Here is a 19668-nt window from a genome sequence, read left to right as displayed (position 1 = left end):
ATAGATACGTTTCTTTCAGAATAGCAGTTGAGATCAAGATTGAATATTAATTATTAATATGAACTATCTCATACCGATTAATTCAAAAATAATTTTATTGAAACAACATTTTTTGCGTGAATACAGCCAGCAGCTGTTAGTCATGATAAAGTGGCGCTCATTCTTTTTGATCGGATTGATTTTGCTATAGCTTAGATTATTGCCAGCATTTTATCGTTTCATACTAATGGTTACCGGGCGCTTGTCATTGACCTGTGTTTGAATAGGCTAGGACGTTAGAGTTATGTCCCCAGAGTGGTATTTTTCCAAACCCGCATGATCGCTATCGCTATTTTCATCTTTAATATAATTATAGGTTTTTGCTGTGAGTGACGATTTTTCAACATCAGGTACTCTTGCCAAGGCGATCCCCGGGTTCCAACCCCGAGACGCACAGATAAAAATGTCTCAAGCTATTGATCGTGTAATTGAGCATCAGCAACAATTGGTCGTGGAGGCAGGTACGGGAACCGGTAAAACCTACGCGTATTTAGTACCGGCATTGCGGTCAGGCAAAAAAGTGATTATTTCTACCGGTTCTAAAGCGTTACAAGACCAGCTGTATCATCGTGATTTGCCAACTATTATTGATGCTATTAACTATGATGGCAACATTGCGTTATTAAAAGGACGGTCAAATTATTTATGCTTAGAACGGCTCGATCAGCAGGCGTTAGGAGGCGGTAGTCTTGAGCCTGAAATTTTATCGAGCGTAGTACGTATTCGTAGCTGGTCGATAGAGACGGAAAGTGGTGATGTTAGTAGCTGTCATGGAATTTCTGAAGATCATGCAGTCTGGCCTTTAGTGACCAGCACCAATGACAACTGTCTCGGCAGTGATTGTCCACGATATAAAGAATGCTTTGTGTTAAAAGCTCGACGTAAAGCGTTGGACGCCGATATTGTTGTAGTTAATCACCATTTGTTTATGGCTGACCGAGTAGTAAAAGATACCGGTTTTGGCGAATTGATCCCTGATGCCGATGTGATGATTTTTGACGAGGCGCATCAAATTCCTGATATCGCCAGTCAATATTTTGGTCAACAGCTCACCAGTCGACAATTGCTCGATTTAGCCCGCGATATGATTTTAGCTTACCGAACTGAAGTAAAAGATCAGCTACAATTGCAAAAAAGTGCCGATCGATTGTCTCACAGTACGTTAGATTTCCGCATGATTATGGGAGAAAATAGTTATCGCGGTAATTTACGCGAGCTCTTGGCACAACCGGCTATCCAACGTGCGCTTAATTTACTGGATGATGCATTAGAGCTGTGTTATGAAGTGATCAAAAGTTCACTAGGCCGTTCACAAATGCTGGATGCCGTCTTTGAACGAGTGACGCTGTACCGCAATCGCCTAAATCGGCTAAAAGATGCTTCTATTCCTGGCTACAGCTATTGGTATGAAAGCTATGGACGGCATTTTTTATTAGCGTTAACGCCATTAACTGTGGCTGAAAAATTTAATCAAATGATGTTAGAACGCAAAGGGAGCTGGATTTTCACCTCTGCGACATTATCTGTGGATGACAAACTGGATTATTTTACCGATCGCTTGGGGCTAAAAGGGGCGGAGACTTTATTATTATTGAGTCCTTTTGATTATCAAACTCAAACGTTGCTGTGTGTACCGCGTTTTTTGCCAGAGACTAATATCAAAGGCAGTGCCGTTAAATTAGCACAAATGTTAACGCCACTCATTCAGCAAAATAAAGGCCGATGTTTTTTCTTATGTACCTCACATCAAATGATGCGTGATTTAGCGATCGAGTTTAAAGCGTCATTAACCTTGCCGATATTGGTACAAGGCGAGACCAGTAAAAATAAATTACTTGCCCAGTTTATGGCTAGTGGCAATGCGGTATTAGTCGCAACGAGCAGTTTTTGGGAAGGGGTAGATGTACGCGGTGATAGTTTAACCTGTGTGATTATTGATAAATTACCCTTTACAGCACCGGATGATCCTTTGTTACGAGCCAGAATTGAAGATTGCCAATTAAAAGGTGGTGATCCGTTTCAAGATGTGCAGTTGCCTGACGCAGTTATTACCTTAAAACAAGGAGTTGGGCGTCTTATTCGAGATGTAAGTGACTATGGCGTGATTGTGATCTGTGATAATCGCTTAGTGACACGGCCGTATGGCGAGGTATTTCTTAATAGTTTACCGCCATCACCGCGGACACGCAGTTTATCGCGGGCGATTAATTTTTTGCAGCAGCGACAAAAAATGGCTGAGATTCAATGATTTGATTGATACTGGTTACAAATATTGCCATCGGATAGCCGAGTTATGGTAATATATCGGTATTAATTATTCTTCAATTGCCGGAGTTCAGGCATGTCAACTCGTATTCTTGCTGTAGATACAGCAACAGAAGCCTGTTCCGTTGCTCTAATGTGTGATGGACAGATTGTATCTCGTTTTGCTGTTTCACCGCGTGAACACACGCAAAAAATATTACCGATGGTCGATGACGTTCTCGCTGAGGCAGGGGTCACTTTGCAGCAATTGGATGCATTAGCATTTGGTCGTGGCCCGGGGAGCTTTACTGGAGTACGCATTGGAGTCGGAATAGCTCAAGGATTGGCATTTGGCGCTGATTTACCGATGATAGGTGTATCATCACTCCAGACAATGGCTCAAGGTGCTTATCGTGTACATGGCTATCGTAATGTGCTGGTGGCGATTGATGCCAGAATGTCTGAGGTTTATTGTGCACATTATCAATTAGATAATCTTGGGCAGTGGATTGGTGAAAATAGTGAAGCAGTTTTAACTCCGGCAGCATTTAAACAATCATTTCAATTATTACCAGAGCTGTCATTGTCCGAATCTATATCGTCCGAGCCATGGGCTACCGCGGGTACGGGGTGGGCTGCTTATTCTGAATTAATGGCAGACAACGTGCTTAGTTTAGTTAGCAGTGAGATTGTCTTGCCTGCGGCTGAAGATATGCTTCCTCTCGCTTTAACTTTATGGAATAACGGACAAACTAGCGCGGTTGAGGATGCCCAGCCTAGTTATTTACGCAATGAAGTGACTTGGAAAAAATTACCGGGGCGTTAATCGCGACAGAGTTATAATTAAATTATAATCATGACCCTAGCAATCATGGCTGTGATGATAATTACTAGATTTATCATAACCCTATTTATCTTCAATAGGGTTATCAATTTATAGGCTATTTTTGTAAATAAATCAGCTTTAAGCTATAGCGATGTAAATATCCTACGACAAAAATTATTCCCAATTTTATTTTATCAACTAAGATTAATCTATGTAGCATAGGTTAATTTTAATGTGTGTTTCATTGTTTAGCAGTTGATTTATTATATAAATGCTACCATTTTATCAGAAATAGTAATTTATCATGCCGGGCATGAATATGGGTGAAATATACCCTATTTTATGGTTGTATTTGCTTACAAACTAACTCTTAATTTTTTGATTTTTATTTCTATAATGCAGTAAATGGAGGTAGTTTATGAAAATGACTCAAATAAAGTTAAGCTGCCGGAGTGCGATGCATGTTGCATTATTGGTGGGGGCGCTGGCATTAAGTGGATGTGTTACTATTCCCGCATCTATTAAAGGAACGTCACCTAATCCGGCTGAAAACTTGGCATCAGTACGTAATGCCCCTGAAATGTATATTGGTCAGGAAGGGCGTTTTGGTGGCAAAGTGATTTCAGTATTTAATGAGCCTGAAAAAACTCGCTTAGAAATAGCAGTGATGCCGTTAAATAAATATGATGCTGCTCCGGAGTTAAATACTGTCTCGGAAGGACGCCTATATGCTTATGTCAATAGCTTCCTTGAACCAACAGATTTTACAGGAAAATATGTTACTGTGGTTGGAACAATTACCGGCGAAAAAGCGGGTAAAATCGGTGAGATCCCATATAACTATATTACACTTGCGGTAACAGGGCTTCAGCGCTGGAATGTCATGCAACGTGTGATGTTTCCTCCTGTCGGGCCGTTAGGTTACGGCTATTATGATTATCCGCCGTATTATTCCCATTTTTATGATCCACAGCAGCCGTGGAATTGGGAGCCTGGTTATGGTTATCCTGTCGGTTCTGCCGCTGTCGAAACTTACTTAGCTCAATAACTTTTATTATAGTAATATTATTTTTATCAGATATGCCGTAAAGCCTCGCCCTAATGAACTGCCCCCATAAAGTTAGACTGTTCATTAAGCGGCTTTCAAGAACTGAGCGCTATATATCTATAGGGCTCAGTCTTTTCAATTTAACTTGATTCTTCGATGGTCTCTGCTCTAACTCATCAATCGATTTAAAGTCTGTTCCGTGAAAACACTCAGATTTAAGTATTCCAAAAAGCTATCCATTGACGCATTATCTAAATAGTTTCCTTTTCGTGACATGCTTTGTTTTATCACACCATTAAACTGTGTGACATCTGTTACCCATTTTTGATTAGGCTCCTTCGCTGCAATTCAGTTATCGATCTTACTAATGCTGCTGTTTGATTTTTTGCTATTATTTCTTTTGTTGAATCAAGGATTTGTGATTTTTTTAATAAGCAACCCTTGACGTAAATAGGCGACTTTATCAAAACGCTCTTCTTATCGTATTCTTTATATTGGTGCAACAAATTGCTAAGTATTGACCTATCACTGATATTAAGCTGTCTGCAAACCTCATATATAGATGCCCATTTAGGATCATTTGAACCGGCCAAAATTTAAATTCAGGCGAATAAACTTGTTTTGATGTTTTACTAAAAGAGTCCAACTTTTGGGGGGAGTTCAAAGGGTAGGGAGGATGTTAAAAATATCTTGTTTTAGTTACTGAATTAACTAATCAGTTAATATATAAAGTTATTTGAAATAATCTGAGGACAGCTATATGGCTGTCAAAGAGTTGGTTTTATAAGCCGATGTAATTGATTGATAAGCTATTTTAACATTATTTTTTTCTCAATTGATTAATTCGGTGTATAATTAGGATATTAATGATTAGTTTTATCACAGTTAATACATAATTAATTGAAAAATAACAAAAAATATAGAGCGGCTGTGGCCGCTTTGTTTTTGGAATTAACTGAATAAAATTTATTTAGTGATGCGGTTCTCAACCTGAGTACAGTGTATTTCCTAAACTGGTATGCTGAGTTAATATTTTGTTAAATTGAACTAGGTTGGTGACAGGCCGCATCCCGTAAATTCAGGAGAGTTACTTTGGAAAAACTTTGGTTAAAAAGTTATCCTTCAGACGTACCGGCGGAAATAAATCCTAATCGCTATGCGTCGTTAGCTGAAATGTTAGAAAATGCCGTAGCCAATTATGCGGATCAACCTGCATTTATTAATATGGGCGAGGTGATGACTTATCGCAAATTAGAAGAGCGTAGTCGGGCATTCGCTGCTTATTTGCAAAATGGGTTAGGGCTAAAAAAAGGTGATCGTGTGGCCTTAATGATGCCTAATCTTCTGCAGTATCCGATAGCATTATTTGGGGTTTTGCGTGCCGGAATGGTGGCAGTGAATGTCAATCCACTGTATACCCCCAGAGAGCTTGAGCATCAGTTAAATGACAGCGGGGCGACGGCGATTGTTATTGTATCTAATTTCGCACATACGCTAGAGAAGATTGTATTTAATACCAAAGTTAAGCACGTTATTTTAACTCGCATGGGCGATCAATTATCACGACCAAAAGCTACTGTGGTTGATTTTGTAGTGAAATATATCAAAAGATTGGTGCCTAAATACCACTTGCCAGATGCAATCTCATTTCGCCGAGCGATGCATTATGGCTATCGAATGCAGTATGTTAAACCAAATATTATCGGTGATGATCTGGCCTTTTTGCAATATACCGGTGGAACTACCGGGGTGGCGAAAGGCGCTATGTTAACCCATCGCAATATGTTAGCTAATTTAGAGCAAGCGCGTGCGGCTTATGGTCCTGCATTACAGCAAGGCCATGAATTAGTGGTCACGGCACTGCCGCTGTACCATGTTTTTGCGCTAATGGTAAATTGTCTGTTATTTATTAATGTCGGCGGGGTAAATTTATTAATTACTAATCCTCGCGATGTGGCTGGAACGGTTAAAGAATTAGCCCGCTATCCAATAACTGCCATCACAGGGGTAAATACCTTATTTAACGCATGGCTGAATAACGAGGATTTTAAGCGCTTAGATTTCTCGCATTTGCGTTTAAGTGTTGGTGGTGGCATGCCGGTGCAAAAGGGAGTGGCTGAAAAGTGGCAACAACTCACCGGGATCCACTTGTTAGAAGGCTATGGGTTAACCGAGTGCTCACCGTTGGTGACGGGTAATCCCTATAATTTGACCGCTTACAGTGGGAGTATTGGGGTTCCTGTGCCTTCTACCGAGGTCAAATTTGTTGACGATAATGGTGATGAAGTTGCTCTGGGGGAACCCGGGGAAATGTGGGTTAAAGGCCCGCAAGTGATGGCTGGATATTGGCAGCGCCCTGATTCAACCACCGAAGTAATGCATGATGGTTGGCTAGCAACTGGAGATATCGCGTATATAGATAAAGCAGGCTATATTCGCATTGTTGATCGCAAAAAAGATATGATTTTAGTTTCAGGATTTAATGTTTATCCGAATGAAATTGAAGATGTAGTCTCCGCCCATCCATTCGTGGTGGAATGTGCTGCGATAGGAATAGAAAGTGACAGTACCGGTGAAGCGGTAAAAGTTTTTGTGGTAAGTAAGGATCCTGCATTAACTGCGGAAGAACTAAAAATCTATTGTCGCCGTTATCTTACCGCCTATAAAGTGCCAAAAACTTTCGAATTCCGAGCTGAATTACCTAAATCTAATGTAGGTAAAATTTTACGTAAAGAATTGCGTAAGGAAGAAAAAGCACAAGAGAACATCGAACAAGCTACTGTATAACCCACGTGATAATACAAGTTTGATAACAGTATAGATCAATAGCCTACGGTTGGCTGAATATATTCAACGCCGGTTTATGCCGGCGTTTTCGTGTCTAATTTTCATGAGAAATTTTCATCAGTTAGCATTAAGGCAAGAATAATATGTATAACAGAGATGGCGCTTAAAATAATTGTCAGTTAAAGTGGCTATAAAGATTGATATAAGTGCGGTAATAGGCCGTGAATATTATTAAAAGTAATAAAAAGCTTTATTAAAAGCTAAAAGCAGCGATAAGCCAATGACCATAGAAGAGAACCCCGTTTTGAATGATCAGTTAATCACCACACATTCCGCATTGATAGATGTTTGCCAGCAAGCCAAAAACGCAAAATGGTTAGTTTTGGATACCGAATTTATTCGCACCAGAACGTATTATCCACAGCTTGGATTATTGCAGCTCTATGATGGAGAACGCGTTTCTCTGATCGATCCGTTGTTAATCGACGATCTCAGCCCATTTAAACAATTGCTGCAAGATACTAATATCGTTAAATTTTTACATGCCGGTAGCGAAGATTTAGAAGTCTTTTTGCATGATTTTGGTTGTGTCCCGGAGCCACTGATTGATACGCAGGTTTTAGCCGCATTTATTGGTCATCCTATTTCATGCGGATTTGCCGCCTTAGTTGCCGAATATCTGGGTGTTGTTTTAGATAAAAGCGAATCAAGAACTGATTGGCTAGCGCGCCCATTAAGCGAAAAACAATGTGAATATGCGGCTGCTGATGTGTTGTATTTATTACCTTTGGCTGAGAAATTGATGGCACAAGTAACTGAGGCTGGTTATTTAGAATCAGCCAAGGATGAATGCCGCCGTATCGTGCAGCGCCGGCAGGAGATCACTTTACCAGAGAATGCTTATCGCGATATATCTAACGCATGGCAGCTGAAAGGAAAAAATTTAGCGTGTTTAAAAATGCTGGCAGGTTGGCGTTTACAGCAAGCGAGAGAGCGTAATTTAGCGATTAATTTTGTGGTTAGAGAAGAAAATCTATGGAAAGTAGCGCGCTATTTACCGAGTTCGTTAGCAGAGTTAGATGCATTAGGTTTGAGCGGACAAGAGATCCGTTGCCACGGTAAACGGATGTTAGCTATGGTCGAGCAAGCTCAACAATTGGATGAGGCAGAATATCCCGATTCGGTGGCTAATCTTATTGAGCAACCGGGTTACAAACAGGCATTTAAAGAAATAAAAGCGCGAGTTAAAGAGATCAGCGAAGCTGAAAAATTCAATGCTGAGTTATTAGCATCGAGAAGACAAATCAACCAGTTACTTAGTGTGCATTGGGGATTAAAATCTATCGCCGGTAAGCCTGAGTTACTTGATGGCTGGCGCGGTCAGTTATTAACAGAATCACTTACGGAATTATTAAGCCACTATTAAACTATTACAAAACGCATTACTAAATCTATCATGGGCTGACACTCATGATGCATGATAATTATTTGTGATGATAGAAAGGGGGACACTGCGGCAATTAGTCGTATTGTGTCTCTTTTTGTTTGGCTAACACTGCTGGTTGATCTTCAATGAGGCATCAAAAACTTAGCTATGGATACAGTAAGCCTCCACCAGCTCGAAGCGTGCCGCAAAATGTCTGCAAGAAATGGAGCAATAAGTCGATGATTCCACGGTCGAGATTTTTTCTCCAGATATTGATTGTGTTTTAGCCAATTATGAATGAAAACAAATCTTCTTGAATTTGTTCCTGACGGAACATTTACACGTCAGCATAACAGTAATATTTCTCCTAATCATGAGCTTGCTAAGGATATATAACTAACTGTATTATAGTGGTTTTTCTTATTTAGCAGCTATTTTGAAAAAGGATATCTGCCGAATAAAACGCAGCAAAAAAGAGTATGATATAAAAATGTTTAGCAGTACCTTGTACCTTGGGGTATTTAGTGCTTGATAAAAGTATTTAGCGCCAAGGCTAGAGTGAGCACTGGTAATCCATGCTATGAAAGTGGTTTATCAAGCTTCATTAACGGCAGGTACTCCAAATGGTAACGTCATCTTTCATTTGCTCTCGAGTTAGTTGTGCAGAACATGGTGTGCCAATATTTGTTGACCACACCATGTTCTCCTTTAATAATTAATATTAATCAATTTCAGCTTGTATCAGTTTACAATCAACCTACCATGTAAAGGCTGGATTGGTCGATTGTTTGAATGCCCTAAAGCTTTTTGAAATTGTTGTATCTGTTCTTTTGATGCAAAAATAGGTTCTTTCATGACAAGCCATACAACTCCTTCGGAGCATGGAGGAGTTGTTAAAGAACCGCTAAATCGGTAATAGCTTTTATCCTTTGGATAAAGTGCTGTTAAATCAATATTTGAACCTAATTCTTTTTCTTGGTTTTTTTCTTTCGGTATATTTTTTAAAATTTGTTCTATGGCTGAGTTAACTGCTCCTTCTTCTAACATTATTGCTAATACTGCTATTTCTCCATCATCTTTTGAATGCACAAAGTGTAACTCTAATGGATATTGTTTACCTTTTATTTCATTCTCACTTGGACTGTGAAAATGAAATTGCTTTAATTGATAAATTGAACCGTCGATAGAAAAATCATCATCATCATTAACATTGATTTGTATAGAATGACCATTATTAATTATTTTTTGGGCATGAGTATGAATATTTATATTCAAAGGCTGTAGCTTTCCATCAATCGCATTCTCTATATTGATCGGCGATTGATTAAACCCACGTTCACAAACTTTGAATTCTTTGCTTAATTTCCCCCAGTTTTCAGGAGCACCACTCCCCTCATACGTCCATAACGAGTTTGCTTGTGATGAAAAAGCAAAAGCAGTCAATATACATAAAATAGTCTTATTGTAATGCATATAATAATAACCCTAGATTGTTAATTTGAGATTTAAAACTACACCTTAATTAAGATAAATAACATCCGGATTTATCTTATTAATTTAACATAAGAGAACTTGGTTATTTAATTAAGCTAAGTCTGATTAAACTATTTTGTTCTTTGATGTAATTTAATAAATCCCTAGCACTTTGATTGATATTAATATTAAGTGTTAAATATAATTGCTCGATACCTCAGTAGTATTCTGAGATAATAGCAGAGTGCTGTTGGTGGTATTTAATGTTAGTGTGATAAGCAAATATCACGCTGTAAATATTAAATTTTTTTAGATTTAATCTTAGTAAATAATATATTGAATTAGATTTAAAGAGCTGAGTTAATATAGCAATTATTTCAAATCTATACTTTCTAGAGTAACGTGAAAATTTTTATGTGATATAATAACCAACAATTTAATTATTATATCACAATAAATTATCTTATCCTTCGTGCCTTAAAAAATATATTTTAAAATTACTAAAAGTGATGTTGCCATATAATTAAGTAAAATAATTTCCTATTTTTTTAAATAAAGTGATCTGATTTTCTGAGGGCAATATAAAAAATATCTATTAGAACAATCTTCTGCTACATATATTTATTGAGTTATAATTCGATATAAAAATAATTGCTCGCTTAATATTTATAGCTTATTTTTTTTTGCCTTATTTTATAAAAGTGTCTATAAAAATTCACATGTAACAAATTAAATGGTTTGTATATTTCATATTATCTACTATCTTTAAAATGCATATAGAAATATTACTTTCATTCATATAATTATTTGAGGATCTTCTTATGATAAAAACATCATTTTTAATGGTATCAATATTATTATTTTCAACTACATCTCTAGCTAAAAATAATTCGGCTCGCCACGGTTATATTGATAATCCACCAAGTAGAGCATTTCTTTGTTCATCTATGGGAAAAAATTTAAATAAAGAATGTGGACCAGTACAATATGAACCCCAGTCAGTTGAAGGACCAAAAGGATTTCCTGAAAAAGGTCCCAAAAACGGTGAAATCGCGAGTGGCGGAAATCCAAACTTTTCTCAATTAAATGAACAATCTAAAGAGCGCTGGTATAAAGTTGATATTCATAGTGGCAAGAACGATTTTTCTTGGTCTTTAACTGCACTGCATAGAACTGCATCATGGCAGTTTTTTATTACGAAACAAGATTGGGATCCAAATAGCCCTTTAACACGTGATGATTTCGAATTAAAACCATTTTGTGAACGACAAGATAATGGTAGTACACCAACGAATCTTGTTCAAATCAACTGTGATATTCCTGAGCGCAGTGGCTATCAAATTATTCTTGGAGTCTGGACTATTGCCGATACCGAGAATGCATTTTACCAAGTAATTGATGCAAACATGACAAAATAGTCTAAACATATTGTCTATTATGTTTTTGTGTTGAAATATTTTATTTAAAAATAATAATTTTTATTAATTAAATCCAAGTTTCTCTTAGCTATTTTAATCAGAAATTTGCAATATTAATCTATATTTTCCATGTTATTAATAAATAATAATATATCTATTATTTAATTTTATCTGCGGTTGAACTATATATTTATCATTGAATACGAACAGTTGATAATCCCGCCCAAAAAAGAGGTCTGAGATGCAGAATTTCGAATACAGAATACCTAAGTCACTCACTGGTCTTAAAGACGAATCTAAAGTAATGCCCAAGGGAGACCCTAGCGTTGGGTATCCGCAAATTTGTATCCGTTCTAATCGAAAACCTGAAAGAACAGATCTAAATGCTATTTGTGAAATTGCAGATGAAGCTGCAGCTCCCTATCCTGACGATCCGGCGGCTCGGGCAAAGGCCGTTATCAGCGCACTTACAAGAATATGTGGTAGTGGTAACCTTGGGCACGCATGGATTATAGTTTTCGAAAGTGAAAATGTTACCAATGAGAATAGCCATCGTTATGGTTATCACGAAAACTATGGATTTACTAAAAATAAATCTAACGACCGTGTAGATCGAGGGTTCGCATATCAGTTATGTATGAAAATTAGCGATAAGCAATTTAAAAATTTAGTCGAAAATATCATTCCTCAACTCAATGAAGAGAGTACTGAAATTGCAAAAGGTTTTAATATGAAGCCCGGAGCTGGCCAACAGGGTGTTTATACTCCTCTTACTAATTGTACGTGGTTCGCGGGAAATGTCTGGAATCGTACGATGAACCAAGATGTTATATTTAATCAGCCCTTTGATGGTGATTTACATGCTGATGCTTGGGGAATTCCTGCAATCCAAGATGTTAAAGAGGTAGCTGACCCTGGTATGTTGTCAGAAAGTATGAAAACTATGTTATAAATTTTTTTTCAATTGGCGAGAATTAATATGATTGATCCACATACACCGAAAAATTCACTCCCTGTCGGATTGTCTGATTTGGATTATAATCTTGTTTTTAGCGATGAGTTCATGGGCGAAAATCTTGACACTAAAAAATGGACTGCTCGAAATCAGTATAGAGGGATAGGTAATAGTAATGTTGAATGGTGGTATAAACCTGAAAATGTTCGCATGGCCGGAGGAGGAAATAACGCTTTAGCTATTGATGTAGGTAAACTTAGTGAAAATGTTTATTCTGGAGGGAGAATCGATAGTCAAGGTAAATTTGATTTTGTTTATGGTGTGTTTGAAAGCCGGATACATGTACCAAAAACTGAAGGTCATCTAGCTGCCGTGTGGTTACAAGCTGCAGATGGGCTTCCAGAATATCAAGATGTAACCGCAAGAACAGGTGCTGAATTTGATATCTTAGAGAGTAATACTAACAAAGATCAGTATGCAATTACATTACATTGGGGGGGATACGGAAAATATCATCAACAATCATCCGTTAATGTTCTAGCGCCTAAATTACGTCAAGTTTGGTATCATACTTTTGGAGTAATATGGGAGCCCAACAAGATTATTTTTATTTATGATGGAAAAGCTATAAGAACTATAACTGACCCAAATTTAATTAGCCAAGTAAAAGAGTTTCCTATTTTATCCAATGAAGTTATAAAATTTGCGGAAGGAGATATAAGAACATGTTCACTAGATCAATCAGCTACTGTATACATTGATTATGTTCGAATCTGGCAGAAAAAAATTTAGTTATAAACGGGCTTGATGGCTAGAAAATTGAGAGGAGTAGGTCGGTCCAATCATCCAGATAGCCGCTCCTCGGAATATAAGCACGCGGTAGACCCTGTAAATAATTCGTGTATTTGTCTTTCATTAAATATGACCGTCTAGGCGCTCACTGAACTCAATAATAAAGCGGCTCATCGCTTGTTTCCAGATAATCTTTCTAAGAGACGTGTTTTAGACTATTACGCACTATAAAGATGATATATAACTGGATTTGTGTCTGAGGATAAACGCTATTTAACAGATCAAAAGTAGGCAAATACACAATTTAAATTACAGTCTCCTATAATAGTTTGTTTTATCCGCACACTGCATTTAAACAATTATTTATAGTGAACAATTATTTATGATGAACAATGAAAATCAACACTTTAATTTATCTAGCGTTAATTTTTAGGGTTCAATTTCTATATTTTATTTTTAATAAACTCGTGTTTTTATGATTTATTATTAATAGTGTTAGTTGTTTATATATATTATTCTATATTTACAATCTTAGTATTATAATATTTCTATTAATTTAGTTATTGATTATTAATTATGTGCTGCATTTACTCTCATTTTTAAACAATATATCTAATCACTATCCTACGATTATTTTTTCTGACTTATACTGCATTATATCGTTAGTGGAATAAATAAATTCTCGGCTTATCTACACGGTACTATTCACACAGTAATATCCACATGATAAAGCGGATTTTTGGAATAACAGTAGTGTTAATTAAGAGGGACGATAATGAAAACAAAAGTAGGATTCTTGGTATTGATGGCAGTATATTCGGGGGCGCTCGCTGCTAATGAGCCAACGGAGCAAGGAACTGATGAGATTATAACTGCCTTAAATGAAAAGGGGTTTAATTATTTAGTTGATGCTGATACTGCTATTATTTTGGCCAATGATGCACGTAATCAAACGGCTAATGTAGTTACATTAAATCAATATGAACAGGCTAATAAAATTAATTTAACTTCCGGGGGAGATAATACGCCGGTGATTAATATGAATCAATCAGATCAATACGGTCGTTCGCATACTTATTTTTCTCAATTAGATGTCGGGAAAGATAAAGCGGTATATTTTAATAATATGAACAGAGATAGCGCTACTTCATTAATTATTGCAGAGATAAATGGAAGAAATCAAACTCAACTTAAAGGTAAGATTGAAATATTAGGCAAACGGGCTGGATTAATTATTGCTAATGTGCAAGGCATTGATTGTGATTCATGCAGTTTTAGCCAGGTTAACGATCTTCATTTACATGCGGGAAAAGTGGAGGCACAGCAACGAGGGAAAGTACGTTTAATTAGAACTATTGATGGTACGGTCTCTTTAGCTGGTGATATTGATACTCGAGCAATCAAATCCGCCAAGATATATGCAGATAAAATTTTTATTGCACCATTAACGAAAATAAAAGCCGATCAGATTGATTTTATGGTCGATCATGGTGATATTTTCCATGGGCCTTCAGCGCGGCCGCAATTTGTTACTGATTCCGGTTTCTCTAGACCAACCTTTAGAGTCAACACGCCGGTAGAGCGATTCTCTGCAGGTGCCGGTTTATATACTGGAGAACAAGCAGAAATCAGCGGTAATAGGATTAGCGCTAGATTGGTGAATGCCAAATTTGATAATAACGCGAACTGGACAGCGAATGATGAGGTTACGCTAAGTATTATGGTTCATAGGTATAATAATAGGTATAATAATGAGAATAGAGGGGCGATAAAATCGTATGGTACGATGTCGATTAGCAAGAACCGAATAACTAATCGTGACGGCGGGTATTTTGCGAAGATTAATGCCGAGAGAAACACTATGTATTATTATTCATTGTCACAAGATTTTTCTCGTTCAGTCCGCTAACTTGATAAATCACTGATTATAAAATTTTTATCTATTATATAAAATAGTTAGCGTTAGTTTTTGAATCAAATTTTATTCTCTAATTCTCTAATTCTCTAATTTATACAGTTTGTTGTATAAATATTGGCTCGGCGCTAATAGTATATTTATTAATTAGTGCCGAGCTATAATAGACCATCTATAACAGATGGCTATTGTAATTATTTACAGTCTTCGGTATCGGACTCTGGCAAGGTAACATTTAATTCAAGTACAGAAATATCATCATTTTTTTGCTCAAACTGCACCGAAAGCATCTCAGGATCGACCTGTACATATTTACAGATAACCGCTAAAATATCACGCTTCATTTCGGGTAAATAGGCCGGTTCGCAATCGCCACGCCGACGTTCTGCTACAATTATTTGTAAACGTTCTTTAGCGATATTGGCTGTCGTTTTTTTTCTCGACAGGAAGAAATCTAGTAAAGCCATGACTTATCCCCCAAATAGGCGTTTTAAGAAGCCTTTTTTCTCTTCATCAATGAAACGGATAGGGCGGTCTTCACCTAAAATACGCTCGACGCAATCGCTGTATGCTTGTCCCGCATCAGATTCTTGGTCAAGAATAACCGGCTCCCCTTGGTTCGAAGAACGTAATACTGACTGATCTTCTGGGATCACGCCAATCAGTGGGATGCAAAGAATTTCGAGGACATCTTCCATGCTCAGCATATCACCACGACTTACACGTCCTGGATTATAACGGGTTAATAATAAATGTTCTTTAATCGCATCTTGGCCACGTTCAGCACGTCTTGATTTAGAGGCCAAAATGCCCAGGATACGGTCAGAGTCACGTACAGATGATACTTCAGGATTAGTGGTGATGATGGCTTCGTCAGCAAAGTAGAGCGCCATTAATGCGCCACTTTCAATTCCCGCAGGGGAATCACAAATGATAAAATCAAAACCCAAAGCTTCTAATTCATCTAATACTTTTTCTACGCCTTCGCGAGTTAATGCATCTTTATCTCGTGTTTGAGAGGCGGGCAAAATAAACAGGTTTTCAGTACGTTTATCTTTTATTAATGCTTGATTTAACGTTGAATCACCTTGGATAACATTTACGAAGTCATACACTACACGCCGTTCACAACCCATAATGAGATCGAGGTTACGTAAACCAATATCGAAGTCGATAACGACGGTTTTATTGCCTCTTTGTGCCAAGCCAGTAGCAATGGCCGCGCTTGAAGTGGTTTTACCAACGCCACCTTTACCTGAAGTAACAACAATTATGCGTGCCATGGAATCATATCCTTGTCATAAGGTCTAAATTAAATTTTCAATATGCAATTTATTATCAACTAGACTGAGTCTAGTTGCTTTACCAATAAAATCAGTCGGGATTTGCTCGCTTAACCAATATTCACCCGCAATAGAGACTAGCTCCGCCTGTAAGTGGGTACAGTATATTTGACTTTCGGTATCACCCGAGGCACCGGCTAATGCTCGGCCTCGCATCATGCCATAAATATGGATATTGCCATCCGCAAGTAATTCAGCGCCTGCACTTATATTACTGGTGACAATAAGGTCACTATTTGGTGCATAGATGCGCTGGCCTGAACGTACGGGCGTATCAATTATACGTGTTTTTTTGAATTGGGGTTCACTAGGCGATACCGTAGATTCTGGCTCTGACGCTGTTTCAACCGGCGCTTGAGCCGTTTCAACTATCTTTTGTCCTTTACCTTCATTTAATAAAGGTAGATTAGCATGGGTAACTTGTTCACGTAGCTGAGGATCGGTGCAGCCACTAATCCCGACTATTTTTAATCCAGTAGTCTGAATAATATTTTGTATGGCGACCAAATTCGCAGTAGGGGGCAATGCGGAAACATTAATCACCACAGGCGCATTAGTTAAAAAACCAGGTGCCTGCTTCATTTTTTCCTGAAGTGCTTTTTTGATGAGTTTAGGTTCTTCACTATAAAGATGAAGAACAGAAAGCGTAAAATTACTGCCTTTTAGTTCAATGGGCGACTGTGACATCTATCCTGACTCAGCAAATTAAAATTCTCCGAAACAAAATTCGGGTGACGATATTCTGAAAAACAATAGCATGTTATAGTTACTGTATTCTTCAAGCAAGCCACAGTGTTAATAAAAAGAGTTAAAGATAATGATTTGTTCAATTTACCGTAGCCCGAATCGTGATCAAACCTATATTTATATCGAAAAGAAAGATGACTTTTCTCGCGTTCCTGAAGAGTTATTAAAACAGTTTGGAAAACCGCAGTTCGCGTTACAGATCTCCTTGACAAACCGTGATAAATTGGCAAATGCCGATATCGAAAAAGTCAAATCAGAACTGATTGAATTTGGTTATTATTTACAGTTTCCACCACCGGTTGAAAACTTATTATCTAACTATTTAGAAACTAGCGAAAAAAAAGAAAATTAAGAAAATCCTGAAACCTTTTTATTTTAAAGGATTAATAAATGAAATCGACGGTTATTTTTGCCCTTATCTCCAGCGTATTATTAACGAGTTGCTCTGCATCTAATAAAAACCATTCACCGGCGTTGGCGGTTACTCCCGCTCAGGAAGCCGTAATTGAACAACAAGTCACAGCACTGGATATCGCTTTTCCTATTAGCCAGCGTGAACCCGCTCAATTCGACGGTTATGTTGAGCTATTAAAACAGCATGCGCGGGCAAATGGAATGAGTGAATCCACTATTAATCGTGCTTTTGCTAATATTCATTTCATTGGGCGTGTGGTAAAAGCTGATCAGGGTCAACCAGAAAAACGCGCTACAGTAACCTTAGATAGTTATTTAAAAAATGTATTACCGGCCAGTAGAATTACTGCTGGTGCAGATAAGTACCAAGAAAATAAGACGTTATTAAATGCCATTAGCGCTCGTTATGGCGTACCGGTTCAATATATTGTTTCCCTGTGGGGTTTAGAAAGTGGCTTTGGCCGCATGCAGGGTAAAGAAGATGTCATTTCTGCTCTGGCGACATTATCGTTTGAAGGGCGCAGAGAAGCACTGTTTAGCCAACAATTATTGGCAGCGTTAGAAATTATCGATAAAGGTTATATTCCTCATGAGCAGCAGCTCAAAGGCTCGTGGGCAGGAGCAATGGGCCAAAGCCAGTTTATGCCAACCTCTTATCTGGCGTATGCCGCAGATGGTGATGGTGACGGCAAAATGGATATTTGGAATAATAAAGCTGACGTCTTTGCTTCAATTGCCAATTATTTATCTACCGAAGGCTGGCAAAAAAATCTTCCTTGGGGTTATCAAGTCAGTTTACCCGGTGGTTTTGATCGTCAGTTAGAAGGGGTGAAAACTCAGCAAGGGAAAACTGTTGCCGAGTGGCAGCGTTTAGGGGTGAAATTACCTGCAACCGCAAAACTGACGGCTAATACACCAACTTGGTTGGTGATCCCGGATGATCCCCAAGGGCGAACTTACCTGGTAACAGAGAATTTCCGGACTATCATGCATTGGAATCGTTCTTATTATTTTGCGCTTAGCGTATGCCTGATGGCCGATGGTGTCGAACAGAAAATCAAATAATTATTAACGATAGGAGTGGCTGCTAATGTATCAACATCGTGACTGGCAGGGCGCATTACTTGAGTTTCCGGTGAATAAAGTGGTGTGTGTTGGTAGTAATTATACCAAGCATATTAAAGAGATGGGTTCTGTTGCCGCGGAAGAGCCGGTGATTTTTATTAAGCCAGAAACTGCGCTGTGTGATATTAAGCAGCCGATTTCTATCCCTAAAGATTTTGGTGCCGTTCACCATGAAATAGAATTGGCGGTATTAATTGGCATGCCGCTTAAAAATGCCGATGAAGATCGTGTTTCTCGGGCGATTGCTGGATTTGCGGTAGCGCTAGATTTAACTTTACGTGATCTACAAACTAAATTTAAGCAGGCCGGACAACCGTGGGAAAAAAGCAAAGCGTTTGACGGTTCTTGCCCGATTTCTGGTTTTGTACCGGTTAATGATTTGGCTGATCCACAAGCGGTGAATTTATCATTATCAATTAATGGTGAACAACGCCAGTGGGGTAATACTCAAGAGATGATCACCCCGATACTGCCCTTAATTAGTTATATGTCGCGTTTTTTCACTTTACGTCCGGGCGATATTATACTGACAGGCACCCCTGAAGGTGTCGGTCCATTAGTGTCCGGTGATATGTTAAGAGTGGGTCTGAATGATTTATCACTGACTACTCGTGTTATTTAATTAAGGATTTATAAGAATTATGTCTCAACCGTTCTGGCAGGAAAAAACTTTAGATGAAATGAGTGACAGCGAATGGGAATCATTGTGTGATGGCTGTGGGCAATGTTGTCTGCATAAATTAATTGATGAAGATACCGATGAAATTTATTTCACCAACGTTGCTTGTAATCAGCTGAATATTAAAACCTGCCAGTGTAAGCACTATGAAGATCGTTTCAGCTATGAATCTGATTGTATTAAGTTAACTCGTGAAAATTTAAATACTTTTGAATGGTTACCGATGACATGTGCTTATCGATTATTATCAGAAGGTAAGCCTATTCCCGCATGGCATCCCTTAATTGCCGGCTCTAAATCCAAAATGCACGATGCCGGTATTTCTGTTCGTCATATTGCGGTACGTGAAATAGATGTTGTTGATTGGGAAGATCATATCTTAAATCGGCCACGTGGTAGAGGTTAAATCAAGCTCGATATCTTAGATAACCGACGGT

At 38.0% G+C, this 19668-nt stretch carries 17 protein-coding genes and 1 pseudogene; 13 read left to right on the top strand and 5 right to left on the bottom strand.

Annotated elements, in window-relative coordinates:
• The first annotated feature begins 364 nt into the window (after positions 1-364).
• The 3 genes from yoaA (at position 365) to M992_RS10070 (ending at position 4157) form a co-directional block, all read left to right on the top strand.
• Entirely contained in the window at positions 365-2287 is a 1923-nt protein-coding gene (gene yoaA / locus M992_RS10080) for a DNA repair helicase YoaA (RefSeq protein ID WP_053908438.1), read from the top strand.
• A gap of 93 nt (positions 2288-2380) precedes the next feature.
• Positions 2381-3109 (top strand): tRNA (adenosine(37)-N6)-threonylcarbamoyltransferase complex dimerization subunit type 1 TsaB, encoded by a 729-nt coding sequence (tsaB, locus tag M992_RS10075; protein WP_053908435.1) that lies wholly within the window; start codon positions 2381-2383, stop codon positions 3107-3109.
• A 418-nt stretch (positions 3110-3527) separates the two neighbouring features.
• Positions 3528-4157 carry a Slp family lipoprotein gene (locus M992_RS10070; protein ID WP_390892492.1) on the top strand — a complete coding sequence of 210 codons (630 nt, stop codon included), beginning with the start codon at positions 3528-3530 and terminating at the stop codon, positions 4155-4157.
• 84 nt (positions 4158-4241) lie between these two features.
• Here M992_RS10070 and M992_RS15620 read toward each other — a convergent pair.
• Positions 4242-4445: pseudogene (locus M992_RS15620) on the bottom strand (IS3 family transposase); the annotation flags it as partial.
• Positions 4446-5249: 804 nt separating this feature from the next.
• On the opposite strand from M992_RS15620, the gene fadD reads away from it, so the two are divergent.
• Positions 5250-6944, top strand: a complete 1695-nt coding sequence (fadD, locus tag M992_RS10065; protein ID WP_053908434.1) for a long-chain-fatty-acid--CoA ligase FadD — start codon at positions 5250-5252, stop codon at positions 6942-6944.
• A gap of 304 nt (positions 6945-7248) precedes the next feature.
• On the top strand, positions 7249-8370 hold the full coding sequence (gene rnd / locus M992_RS10060) for a ribonuclease D (protein WP_053908554.1): 1122 nt from the start codon (positions 7249-7251) through the stop codon (positions 8368-8370).
• A 741-nt stretch (positions 8371-9111) separates the two neighbouring features.
• Here the strand turns inward: rnd and M992_RS10055 are convergent.
• Positions 9112-9843 (bottom strand): carbonic anhydrase, encoded by a 732-nt coding sequence (locus M992_RS10055; RefSeq protein ID WP_053908432.1) that lies wholly within the window; start codon positions 9841-9843, stop codon positions 9112-9114.
• A gap of 821 nt (positions 9844-10664) precedes the next feature.
• On the opposite strand from M992_RS10055, the gene M992_RS10050 reads away from it, so the two are divergent.
• The 4 genes from M992_RS10050 (at position 10665) to M992_RS10035 (ending at position 14917) form a co-directional block, all read left to right on the top strand.
• A complete protein-coding gene (locus M992_RS10050) occupies positions 10665-11261 on the top strand; it encodes a lytic polysaccharide monooxygenase (RefSeq protein ID WP_053908430.1) in 597 nt (198 codons plus the stop codon).
• A gap of 241 nt (positions 11262-11502) precedes the next feature.
• Complete coding sequence (locus M992_RS10045; RefSeq protein WP_082335415.1) at positions 11503-12213, top strand: hypothetical protein; 711 nt, start codon at positions 11503-11505, stop codon at positions 12211-12213.
• Between the two features lie 12 nt (positions 12214-12225).
• Positions 12226-13008, top strand: coding sequence for a glycoside hydrolase family 16 protein (locus M992_RS10040; protein WP_255314169.1), 783 nt, complete (start codon positions 12226-12228; stop codon positions 13006-13008).
• A 775-nt stretch (positions 13009-13783) separates the two neighbouring features.
• Positions 13784-14917, top strand: a complete 1134-nt coding sequence (locus tag M992_RS10035; protein ID WP_053908426.1) for a two-partner secretion domain-containing protein — start codon at positions 13784-13786, stop codon at positions 14915-14917.
• 200 nt (positions 14918-15117) lie between these two features.
• Here the strand turns inward: M992_RS10035 and minE are convergent, their stop codons facing one another.
• Genes minE through minC form a run of 3 tightly spaced genes read right to left on the bottom strand, consistent with a single transcriptional unit; the run spans position 15118 to position 16953 of the window.
• The gene (gene minE, locus M992_RS10030; protein WP_047256514.1) at positions 15118-15390 is read right to left on the bottom strand and encodes a cell division topological specificity factor MinE; all 273 of its coding nucleotides are present in this window, start codon (positions 15388-15390) and stop codon (positions 15118-15120) included.
• A 3-nt stretch (positions 15391-15393) separates the two neighbouring features.
• Positions 15394-16206 carry a septum site-determining protein MinD gene (gene minD, locus M992_RS10025; RefSeq protein ID WP_053908424.1) on the bottom strand — a complete coding sequence of 271 codons (813 nt, stop codon included), beginning with the start codon at positions 16204-16206 and terminating at the stop codon, positions 15394-15396.
• A 24-nt stretch (positions 16207-16230) separates the two neighbouring features.
• Positions 16231-16953 carry a septum site-determining protein MinC gene (gene minC, locus M992_RS10020; RefSeq protein ID WP_053908422.1) on the bottom strand — a complete coding sequence of 241 codons (723 nt, stop codon included), beginning with the start codon at positions 16951-16953 and terminating at the stop codon, positions 16231-16233.
• Between the two features lie 130 nt (positions 16954-17083).
• Here minC and M992_RS10015 point away from each other — a divergent pair, with 130 nt between their 5' ends.
• The 4 genes from M992_RS10015 to M992_RS10000 are packed head-to-tail and all read left to right on the top strand — an operon-like array spanning position 17084 to position 19637.
• The gene (locus tag M992_RS10015; RefSeq protein WP_047256517.1) at positions 17084-17365 is read left to right on the top strand and encodes a YcgL domain-containing protein; all 282 of its coding nucleotides are present in this window, start codon (positions 17084-17086) and stop codon (positions 17363-17365) included.
• 38 nt (positions 17366-17403) lie between these two features.
• Positions 17404-18492, top strand: coding sequence for a lytic murein transglycosylase (locus M992_RS10010; protein WP_053908420.1), 1089 nt, complete (start codon positions 17404-17406; stop codon positions 18490-18492).
• 25 nt (positions 18493-18517) lie between these two features.
• Positions 18518-19174 (top strand): fumarylacetoacetate hydrolase family protein, encoded by a 657-nt coding sequence (locus M992_RS10005; RefSeq protein ID WP_053908418.1) that lies wholly within the window; start codon positions 18518-18520, stop codon positions 19172-19174.
• A 16-nt stretch (positions 19175-19190) separates the two neighbouring features.
• Positions 19191-19637, top strand: coding sequence for a cysteine cluster protein YcgN (locus M992_RS10000; protein ID WP_197076012.1), 447 nt, complete (start codon positions 19191-19193; stop codon positions 19635-19637).
• Positions 19638-19668 lie beyond the last annotated feature (31 nt).

Source organism: Moellerella wisconsensis ATCC 35017 (assembly GCF_001294465.1).
Lineage (GTDB): Bacteria > Pseudomonadota > Gammaproteobacteria > Enterobacterales > Enterobacteriaceae > Moellerella > Moellerella wisconsensis.
Note: the sequence above shows the minus strand (reverse complement) of the source record. Positions and strands in the feature narration are given on the sequence as shown.

What these genes read in the sequence shown, in the direction of transcription:
- M992_RS10045 (WP_082335415.1), top strand. Translation starts at nt 11,503, where the DNA reads ATGCAGAATTTCGAATACAGAATACCTAAGTCACTCACTGGTCTTAAA.
- M992_RS10070 (WP_390892492.1), top strand. Translation starts at nt 3,528, where the DNA reads ATGAAAATGACTCAAATAAAGTTAAGCTGCCGGAGTGCGATGCATGTT.
- M992_RS10050 (WP_053908430.1), top strand. Translation starts at nt 10,665, where the DNA reads ATGATAAAAACATCATTTTTAATGGTATCAATATTATTATTTTCAACT.
- M992_RS10005 (WP_053908418.1), top strand. Translation starts at nt 18,518, where the DNA reads ATGTATCAACATCGTGACTGGCAGGGCGCATTACTTGAGTTTCCGGTG.
- M992_RS10015 (WP_047256517.1), top strand. Translation starts at nt 17,084, where the DNA reads ATGATTTGTTCAATTTACCGTAGCCCGAATCGTGATCAAACCTATATT.
- minE (WP_047256514.1), bottom strand. Translation starts at nt 15,390, where the DNA reads ATGGCTTTACTAGATTTCTTCCTGTCGAGAAAAAAAACGACAGCCAAT.
- minC (WP_053908422.1), bottom strand. Translation starts at nt 16,953, where the DNA reads ATGTCACAGTCGCCCATTGAACTAAAAGGCAGTAATTTTACGCTTTCT.
- tsaB (WP_053908435.1), top strand. Translation starts at nt 2,381, where the DNA reads ATGTCAACTCGTATTCTTGCTGTAGATACAGCAACAGAAGCCTGTTCC.
- M992_RS10055 (WP_053908432.1), bottom strand. Translation starts at nt 9,843, where the DNA reads ATGCATTACAATAAGACTATTTTATGTATATTGACTGCTTTTGCTTTT.
- M992_RS10035 (WP_053908426.1), top strand. Translation starts at nt 13,784, where the DNA reads ATGAAAACAAAAGTAGGATTCTTGGTATTGATGGCAGTATATTCGGGG.
- M992_RS10010 (WP_053908420.1), top strand. Translation starts at nt 17,404, where the DNA reads ATGAAATCGACGGTTATTTTTGCCCTTATCTCCAGCGTATTATTAACG.
- minD (WP_053908424.1), bottom strand. Translation starts at nt 16,206, where the DNA reads ATGGCACGCATAATTGTTGTTACTTCAGGTAAAGGTGGCGTTGGTAAA.